Annotated in this window: 5 protein-coding genes; 1 reads left to right on the forward strand and 4 read right to left on the reverse strand. The window is 76.5% G+C overall.

The window, feature by feature from the left end; translation table 11 throughout:
* The first annotated feature begins 137 nt into the window (after positions 1–137).
* A complete protein-coding gene (locus tag ACIQUT_RS33335; RefSeq protein ID WP_403568533.1) occupies positions 138–1,337 on the forward strand; it encodes a DUF418 domain-containing protein in 1,200 nt (399 codons plus the stop codon).
* Here ACIQUT_RS33335 and ACIQUT_RS33340 read toward each other — a convergent pair.
* From ACIQUT_RS33340 to ACIQUT_RS33355, 4 genes are all read right to left on the reverse strand, one after another.
* Positions 1,285–1,635 (reverse strand): protease inhibitor I42 family protein, encoded by a 351-nt coding sequence (locus ACIQUT_RS33340; RefSeq protein ID WP_403568520.1) that lies wholly within the window; start codon positions 1,633–1,635, stop codon positions 1,285–1,287. The two genes, ACIQUT_RS33335 and ACIQUT_RS33340, sit on opposite strands and share 53 nt — an antisense overlap.
* A gap of 33 nt (positions 1,636–1,668) precedes the next feature.
* Positions 1,669–3,609: a C1 family peptidase gene (locus ACIQUT_RS33345; RefSeq protein WP_403568522.1), complete on the reverse strand. Its 1,941-nt coding sequence runs from the start codon at positions 3,607–3,609 to the stop codon at positions 1,669–1,671.
* Between the two features lie 73 nt (positions 3,610–3,682).
* A complete protein-coding gene (locus tag ACIQUT_RS33350) occupies positions 3,683–5,200 on the reverse strand; it encodes an MFS transporter (protein ID WP_403568523.1) in 1,518 nt (505 codons plus the stop codon).
* A gap of 7 nt (positions 5,201–5,207) precedes the next feature.
* A complete protein-coding gene (locus ACIQUT_RS33355) occupies positions 5,208–6,191 on the reverse strand; it encodes an NADPH:quinone reductase (protein ID WP_403568525.1) in 984 nt (327 codons plus the stop codon).
* Between the last annotated feature and the right edge of the window lie 233 nt (positions 6,192–6,424).

Below are 6,424 nucleotides of genomic sequence, written 5' to 3' on the forward strand. Positions count from 1 at the left end.
CGGGCCGTACACGCCGGGACGCTGGATGCATGGCCCACAGCACCCGCCCCGACGCTCCCGGCCCCCGGGAGAACACGACGGCGACCACGACCACGACCGCCGCCGCGGCGGCCGCCACCGCGGCAGCCGTCCCGGCCATGCGCAAGGCGACGGCCGCGGCCGGGGGCCGGCTCCCGCTGCTCGACGTCCTGCGCGGCGCCGCCATCCTCGGCACGCTCATGACCAACGTCTGGATCTTCACCTCGCCCGGCTCCGAGTGGAGCGTGCTCCAGGGGCGCCTGGACCTGCCCGACCCGCTCTCCGACCCGGCACCGGGCACCATCGCCGAGTTCGTCTTCCGCTTCCTCGCCGACGGCAAGTTCCTGTCCCTGCTGACCATCCTGTTCGGGGTGGGCCTGGCCATCCAGTTCGACTCCGCCGCGCGCCGCGGACAGCCCTGGCCCGGCCGCTACACCCGCCGGGCGGCGTTCCTCTTCCTGGAGGGGACCGTCCACTTCGTCCTGGTCTTCGCCTGGGACGTCCTCATGGGGTACGCCGTCACCGCCCTGCTGGTGGCCTGGCTGCTGGCCCGCTCCGAGCGGGTGCGGCGCGCGGCCCTGTGGACCGCCGCCGCCGTGCACCTGGCCCTCGTCGGCCTGGTGACCCTCGGAAGCCTCGCCTCGCCCGACACCGGGACCAAGGCCCCCGACCTGGACGCCGTCCGCCTCTACGCCGACGGCAGTTGGCCGGACCAGATCCGCTTCCGGCTCGACCACGCCCTCATCCTGCGCATCGAGCCCGTCTTCTCCTTCGGCCTGCTGGTCTTCCTCTTCCTCCTCGGCGTCCGCCTCCACCGCGCCGGCGCCTTCGCCCCGACCACCGCCGGGCGCCGCATCCGGGCCCGGATGGCCGGCTGGGGCCTGGGCCTCGGCCTGCCGCTCGGCCTCGCGGCCGCCCTCGGCGGCTCCGACTTCTTCGCGCTCGGCCGGTACGTGATCGCCCCGCTGGTCGCCGTCGGCTACATCGGCCTGATCGGCTGGGCCCTGGACCGCCGCGTCCTCCCCGGCGCCGCCGCCCTCGGCAACGTCGGCCGCACCGCCCTGTCCGCCTACGTCGGCCAGAACCTGCTGTGCATGCTGCTCTGCTACGGGATCGGCCTCGGCCTCACCGCCCGCTTCGCCGGGACCGGCCCCTGGTGGGTGATGGGCCTGTGGGCGGCCGTGTCCCTGGCCCTGGCCGCCGGGTCCTGGCTGTGGCTGCGCCGCTTCGAACGCGGCCCGCTGGAAGCCGTACAGCACTGGGCGCTCACGCCCCGCCGGACGGGCCGGCGTTCGGGCCGGCGGGCCGCCCGGCGGTGACCTCCACCTCCAGGACGAGCTCGTCGTACGGGGCCTCCTGCGGGTAGGGCGGGCGGATCTGCGCGAAGCGGATCCGGGCCCGCCCGCCCGCGCGGGTCCCCCGCACCGTGTACACCCGCTCCACCGCGGCGCCCGGCGGCAGCGCCGCGGGCGGGCTCGGTGCCGGTGCCGCGTCCACCGCGACCGCGTCCGCGTCGCCCGTGACCTGCCAGGTCCACACGTAGCCGCGGGCCCCGCGCCCGGCGAGCCGCACCTCGTGCGCCTCGCCCGCGCCCAGGGCCAGCCTGCGCACCTCCACCCGCGACCGCCTGCCTCTCCCGGCTCTCCCGGCTCAGGCGGGGCCGATCACCGGCCCCTCGTGCCAGCCCGCGCCGTCCCGCCAGTAGTGCTGGAGCCGCCGGTCGGTGCGCAGGACGACGACCTCCAGGTTGAACCCGAAGCTGCCCTGCAGCATCCCGGTGACGGCGACGACGTCGTGCCCGAACACGGCGCTGCGCCGCCAGTCCGTACCGGACGCGTTCCCCCGCCACCAGTGCTCCACCCGCCCGCCGGCGACGGCCGCGCACAGCTCGTAGTTCCCGGCGGTGTCCTCGTCGGCGGCCCCGTACTGACCCTCGATCAGGCAGGGCGCGGAGGTGACCGCGCTGCCGAAGACCTCCCCGGGGCGCCAGACGAAGCCGTTCGGGTCGTCGCGCCACCACAGCTGCATCCGGCCGTCCGTGCGGGTGGCGACGAGGTCGAGCCGGCGGCTGCGGGTCTGCACCAGGGCGGGCCCGAAGTGGGCGATGCCGGAGGCGAAGCGGCCGCCGTCGTTCCAGGCCCAGGGGGCGCCGTTGATCCGCCACCAGTGGCCCAGGCGGCCGTCGGCGGTGCGCACGACCACCTCGAAGTTGCCCGGCTTGCCGTAGTCGCTCTGGATGAACGCGGGCGTGGAGCCGATGGCCGCGTCGCCCGGGCCGAAGGCGCCGCCGTCGCGCCAGGTGCCGGCGGACTGCTCGTAGTACCAGTGGCGCAGCCGCCCGCCGGTGGTCACGTGCACGGACTCCATGTTGCGGTTGTAGGTGGTGCCGGTGAAGGCGGGCTGGCCGGAGGCGTCGGCGGCGAAGACGGCGGCGCGGGCCCACGGGTAGGGGGCGTCGCCCTCGCGCCACCAGTGCTGGAGGCGGCCGCCTGCGGTCGTCGCGAGCATCTCGAAGTTGCGGTGGGCGCGGCCGTTGCCGCTCTCGTAAACGTTCCCGGAGTGCAGGCGGCGCTTGGTCCACGGGTCGACGTTGGTGCCGCGCAGCCCGCACTTGGCCCAGTGGTCGATGCGGACCTCGCCGTAGGCGATCCGGCCGTGCCCGCCGGCGTGGTAGCCGGTGCCCCAGGAGTTCTTGAACAGCCAGCAGCCGGCGGCGTCGTCGTAGCCGGTGATCAGGACGCAGTGGCCGCCCGCGAAGCGGTCGCTGGTGCGGTGGTAGACGCCGGAGCCGAGGCCGAAGAAGTCGTCGTACACGTCGAAGCAGGCGGTGAGCGGGCCGACGGTGTCGAGCCAGACCTTCTGCTGCTCCACGTCGCCGAGGCGGACCCAGTCCCCGATCCGGACGGTGCGGCCGGACCGGTCCCAGCTGGGCGTGTACTCGGCGCGCCAGGCGTCGCGGCGGTCGGCGGGCACGGACGGCGGGGGCGGGGAGTACGGCCAGCAGTCCGGGTCGGCGAGCCCGCCGTTGGCCCGGATCCAGTCGAGGGCGGTCTCCGGGTTGGAGCCCTGGCCGCAGGTGAAGCGCAGCCCGTCGTGCACGTCGCCCTCGGAGCGCTCCGCCCAGACGCCGTGCTCGATCCGGGCCATCGACTCCACCAGGCCGGCGGCGCCGAACGCCCAGCAGGAGCCGCACGGGTTCTGGTCCTTGACCTTGGTGATCCAGGGCCACCCCCAGCGGCTGCGCCAGTCGACGGCGGCGGGCCGGGCGTTGACGGCCGGGCCGGACGGGCCGGCGACGGTGGCGGTGGCGGTGGCGGTGGCGGTGGCGGTGGCGGGCAGCAGGCCGTGCGCGGCGCGGCGGCGGGTGAGGTGCGGGTTGGCGCTCGGGCGGCCGAGGAGGGCGCGCAGGTCGACGGTCCCGGCCTCCGCGGCGGGGGTCAGGTTGGCCCCGGGTTCCAGGCCGAGCGCGGGGCGCGGCACGGCCTCGCCGTCGGCGAGGTGCTCCATCACCGACCAGCGCGCGCCGTGCTCCGCGAGCTGCGCGCGCAGCTCCCCCGCCGTCTGTACGGACTCGACTGACTGCTCCGGCATGGCGGCCCCCCAGCTGCAACCGTGTGGATCGCGGATCGCGACCGCGGGAGCGTCCACCTGGCACGGCGGGGCGTCAAGGGGGTCCGGACGGTCGCGCGGTCGCACGGGGGTCGTACCCGGCGTACGGGGTGCCGGGATCGGCGGCCTGCCCGGCGGCGGGGTCGGCGGCTGGGTCGGCAGCAGGGGCGGTGGCGGGGGCGGCGGTACGGGACCGGTGGCGCGGGGAGAGCCCGTACCCGGCCAGGGCGACGGCCGCCACGAACACCGCGCAGGCCGCCTCGAAGGCGAAGGCGTACCCGCCCGTGGCCGCGTGCGGATCACCGGCGGCGAGCAGTGCGGCCGTACGGGTGTCGGCGGCGGAGGTGATCAGGGCGAGGCTGACGGGCGGACCGGCCAGGATCGCCGTGTTGACCACCGCCCCGGCGAGGGCCGACCGCCCCTCCGGGACACCGGCGACCGCGCCCACGACGGCTGCGGACATGAGCAGGCCGTTCCCCGCCGACAGGACGGCCAGGCCCGCCAGCACGGGCACCGCCGAGTCGGTGCGCAGCCCGACGGCGCCGATGAGGAACAGCCCGCAGGCGATGACGGCGAGCCCGGCCACGGCGACCGCGCGTACCCCGTGGCGGGCGACGAACCGCCCGGCGACGAAGCCGACGCCGATCAGCATCGCGCTGTACGGGACGAAGGCGAGGGCGTTCTCCAGCGCCGACCAGCCGCGCACCTGCTGGAGGTAGAGGGCGAGGAGGAAGGCCGTGGCCGCGCCGATCGCGGGGCCGAGCAGCGCGCACACGAGGGCGGTGGCCCGGTACCGGGAGGCGAGGAAGCGGAGCGGCAGCAGCGGCGCGGCCACCCGCCGCTGGACGGCGGCGAAGGCGGCGAGGAGGACGGCGCCGAGGGCCAGCGGGCCGAGGACGGCGGCGGCGGGCCGGCCGTGCGGGCCGGCCATCACGAAGCCGTAGCCGAGGGTGGTGAGGGCGAGGGTGCCGAGGACGGCGCCCAGCAGGTCGACGGGGACGCGTACGGGCGCGGGCCCGGCCGGCAGGGCGCGGCGGGAGAAGGCCAGGGCGGCGACGGCCACGGCGGCGAGGGCCCCGAAGCTCCACCGCCAGTTCGCCCAGGTCGACAGCGCCCCGCTGAGCACGATGCCGACGGCGGCACCGAGGCTGGTCAGCAGCCCCCAGCGGGCCAGGGCGACGGCCCGGGCCGGGCCCTCGGGGAAGACGACCCGCAGCAGGGCCATGGCCGCCGGGGCCGCGAGGGCCGCACCGCAGCCCTGGAGGAAGCGGGCGGCGAGCACGGCGTGGGAGACGGGGGCCAGGGCCGCGGCCAGCGAGGCCGCCGCGAAGAGGGCGGTGCCCCGGGCGAAGAGGCGGCGCGGGCCGACCCGGTCGGCGAGGCGGCCGCCGAGGAGCAGGAGCCCGCTGAAGGAGATCCCGTACGCGGCGCTGTCGAGGATGAGGTCGATGCGGCCGAGGCCGAGTTCGCGCTGCATGGCCGGACCGGCCGCGAAGGTTACCGACACCGAGGCGTTGAGCAGCAGCTGTACGGCCCCGAGGAGGGCGAAGCCGGACCGGGCGTTGCGCGGCATGCTGCTTTCAGGACTCCTTGGGCAGCAGGACGACGCGGCTGCCGTGCAGCTCGCCGGCCTCGATGCGCCGGTGGGTCTGCGCGGCGTCGGACAGCGGGGCCCGTTCGACGGAGCGGGCGCGCAGCCGGCCGTCCGCCATCAGGCGGTTGATCGCGACGGCCGCCTCGGCGAGTTCGGCGGTGGTGGCGTGCGAGATGACGAAGCCGGCGACCGCGCCGTCCTTCATGTAGAGCGGGCCGGCGGGCAGCACGGGCCTGGACCGGGCGCCGGCGAGGAGGACGATGCGGCCGCGGTGGGCCAGGACCTCCACGGCGGTGGTGAGGTCGTTCGTGCCGGAGGTGTCGATGTGGACGTCGATGCCCTGCGGGGCGGCCTCGCGGATCCGCGCCGCGAGCGCCGGGTCCTTGTAGTCGAGGACCCCGGCCGCGCCGAGGGAGCGGCAGTACCCGGCGTCGCGGGCGGCGGCGGTGGCGATGACCCGGGCGCCGGCCTCGACGGCCATGGTGACCAGGGCGCTGCCGACGTTCCCGGCGGCGCCGCCGACGAGGACGGTCTCGCCGGGGCGGACCCGGCCGTGGGTGAACAGGGCGAGGTAGGCGGTGCCGGCGGGGTGCACGACGGCGACGGCCTCGGCCGCGTCCACGCCGGGCGGCAGGTGGTAGAGCCGGTCGACGGGGACCACGGCCTGCTCTGCGGCGGCACCCTGGCGGCCGCCGTGGCCGAGGCTGTTGCACCAGACGCGGTCGCCGACGGCGAACCCGGCGGCCCCGGCACCGGCGGAGACGACGGTGCCCACGAGGTCGCGGCTGACGGCGAACGGGAAGTCGACGGGGGTGCGGAAGAGCCCGGACCGCACGAAGGTGTCGACCGGGTTGACGGACACGGCCTCGACCTCGACGAGGACGTCCGTGGGGCCGGGGGCCGGAGGGGCCATGTCGCCGTAGCGGATGTTCTCGGCGGGGCCGAGTTCTTCGATGAAGGCTGCACGCATGGGCCGATCCTCACAAGGGGCGTCGGGAACGGGCACCGCTCGGCGCAGGCTTCGTCACCTTCGCGCGGGCCGGGGCGGGCCGGGGCGGGGCGGGCCGGGGCGGGCACGCTCGGGACCGGACATGCCGAAGGGCCGCCGCGGGGGGGTGCCCCTATCTGTTTGGTCAACCCGTCAGGGTCGCTTCGTGGGGGTTAATCCTGGTTTCCGGGAACGTCCCGCGAAGCGGGACGTTC

The sequence above is a fragment of the Streptomyces sp. NPDC090445 genome (assembly GCF_044769385.1).
Taxonomy (GTDB): Bacteria; Actinomycetota; Actinomycetes; order Streptomycetales; family Streptomycetaceae; genus Streptomyces.

Bases quoted from the DNA above. Each gene is read 5' to 3' on its own strand.
- ACIQUT_RS33350 (WP_403568523.1), bottom strand. From the start codon at position 5,200: ATGCCGCGCAACGCCCGGTCCGGCTTCGCCCTCCTCGGGGCCGTACAG.
- ACIQUT_RS33345 (WP_403568522.1), bottom strand. From the start codon at position 3,609: ATGCCGGAGCAGTCAGTCGAGTCCGTACAGACGGCGGGGGAGCTGCGC.
- ACIQUT_RS33335 (WP_403568533.1), top strand. From the start codon at position 138: ATGCGCAAGGCGACGGCCGCGGCCGGGGGCCGGCTCCCGCTGCTCGAC.
- ACIQUT_RS33355 (WP_403568525.1), bottom strand. From the start codon at position 6,191: ATGCGTGCAGCCTTCATCGAAGAACTCGGCCCCGCCGAGAACATCCGC.